This window comes from Enterobacter cloacae complex sp. IR5428, assembly GCF_049238585.1.
In the GTDB taxonomy this organism is placed as follows: Bacteria; Pseudomonadota; Gammaproteobacteria; order Enterobacterales; family Enterobacteriaceae; genus Enterobacter; species Enterobacter intestinihominis.
In genome coordinates this window covers 1-1,196 of the sequence record NZ_JBMKHV010000040.1, presented here as the reverse complement: position 1 = coordinate 1,196, position 1,196 = coordinate 1, and the positions used below count along the sequence as shown (strand labels likewise).

Annotated in this window: 1 protein-coding gene; it reads left to right on the top strand. The window is 53.0% G+C overall.

The window, feature by feature from the left end; all coding sequences use genetic code 11:
- The first annotated feature begins 68 nt into the window (after window positions 1–68).
- Entirely contained in the window at window positions 69–1,049 is a 981-nt protein-coding gene (locus ACOTXC_RS22675; protein ID WP_000019402.1) for an IS5-like element IS5 family transposase, read from the top strand.
- The last annotated feature ends 147 nt before the right edge of the window (window positions 1,050–1,196 follow it).

Sequence of the window (1,196 nt, the reverse complement as noted above, 5' to 3'; positions counted from 1 at the left end):
GGAAGGTGCGAACAAGTCCCTGATATGAGATCATGTTTGTCATCTGGAGCCATGGAACAGGGTTCATCATGAGTCATCAACTTACCTTCGCCGACAGTGAATTCAGCAGTAAGCGCCGTCAGACCAGAAAAGAGATTTTCTTGTCCCGCATGGAGCAGATTCTGCCATGGCAAAACATGGTGGAAGTCATCGAGCCGTTTTACCCCAAGGCTGGTAATGGCCGGCGACCTTATCCGCTGGAAACCATGCTACGCATTCACTGCATGCAGCATTGGTACAACCTGAGCGATGGCGCGATGGAAGATGCTCTGTACGAAATCGCCTCCATGCGTCTGTTTGCCCGGTTATCCCTGGATAGCGCCTTGCCTGACCGCACCACCATCATGAATTTCCGCCACCTGCTGGAGCAGCATCAACTGGCCCGCCAATTGTTCAAGACCATCAATCGCTGGCTGGCCGAAGCAGGCGTCATGATGACTCAAGGCACCTTGGTCGATGCCACCATCATTGAGGCACCCAGCTCGACCAAGAACAAAGAGCAGCAACGCGATCCGGAGATGCATCAGACCAAGAAAGGCAATCAATGGCACTTTGGCATGAAGGCCCACATTGGTGTCGATGCCAAGAGTGGCCTGACCCACAGCCTAGTCACCACCGCGGCCAACGAGCATGACCTCAATCAGCTGGGTAATCTGCTGCATGGAGAGGAGCAATTTGTCTCAGCCGATGCCGGCTACCAAGGGGCGCCACAGCGCGAGGAGCTGGCCGAGGTGGATGTGGACTGGCTGATCGCCGAGCGCCCCGGCAAGGTAAGAACCTTGAAACAGCATCCACGCAAGAACAAAACGGCCATCAACATCGAATACATGAAAGCCAGCATCCGGGCCAAGGTGGAGCACCCATTTCGCATCATCAAGCGACAGTTCGGCTTCGTGAAAGCCAGATACAAGGGGTTGCTGAAAAACGATAACCAACTGGCGATGTTATTCACGCTGGCCAACCTGTTTCGGGCGGACCAAATGATACGTCAGTGGGAGAGATCTCACTAAAAACTGGGGATAACGCCTTAAATGGCGAAGAAACGGTCTAAATAGGCTGATTCAAGGCATTTACGGGAGAAAAAATCGGCTCAAACATGAAGAAATGAAATGACTGAGTCAGCCGAGAAGAATTTCCCCGCTTATTCGCACCTTCCC

Bases quoted from the DNA above. Each gene is read 5' to 3' on its own strand.
- ACOTXC_RS22675 (WP_000019402.1), top strand. From the start codon at position 69: ATGAGTCATCAACTTACCTTCGCCGACAGTGAATTCAGCAGTAAGCGC.